Origin of the sequence: Streptomyces sichuanensis, assembly GCF_020328095.1 — a bacterium.
Classification (GTDB): Bacteria; Actinomycetota; Actinomycetes; order Streptomycetales; family Streptomycetaceae; genus Streptomyces; species Streptomyces cinnamoneus.
On the sequence record NZ_JAIXMK010000017.1, the window covers coordinates 1 to 474 of the forward strand.

At 69.4% G+C, this 474-nt stretch carries 1 protein-coding gene; it reads right to left on the reverse strand.

Annotation, left to right across the window (positions count from 1 at the left end):
- On the reverse strand, positions 1–308 hold a 308-nt coding region (locus LE181_RS08610; RefSeq protein WP_308103108.1), incomplete at its 3' end, for a 1-deoxy-D-xylulose-5-phosphate synthase N-terminal domain-containing protein.
- Between the last annotated feature and the right edge of the window lie 166 nt (positions 309–474).

A 474-nucleotide genomic window follows, 5' to 3' on the forward strand; every position in this document is an offset into this window, starting at 1 on the left:
TCGCGCGAGGGGTAGCCGGACAGGCCGCCCTTGCCGCGCAGCTTGGAGAAGTCCTGGCGGCCGGTGAGCAGTTTGTGGACGTAACTCTGGTGGCCGGTGTCCCACAGGATACGGTCCGAGGGCGAGTCGAAGGCGCGGTGCAGGGCGATGGTCAGCTCCACCACGCCGAGGTTCGGTCCGAGGTGCCCGCCGGTCCTGGCCACCGCGTGCACCAGGAAGTGGCGGATCTCCTCGGCGAGTTCGGTCAGCTCCTCGCCGTCCAGTGCCTTCAGGTCGCGCGGACTGCGGATGTTCTCCAGCAACGACATGCCGGCCCCCTCCTCCTTCGTCGGCCCGCCCTTGCGGGCTCGTTGTCGGACTCCGCCGGTCAGAGCACGGTGACGGCGGGCGGCCCGGAGAGGGCGCCTTCCGCCTCCATCTGCCCGGCGAGCTTCATGGCTTCGTCGATGAGGGTCTCCACGATCTTCGACTCGG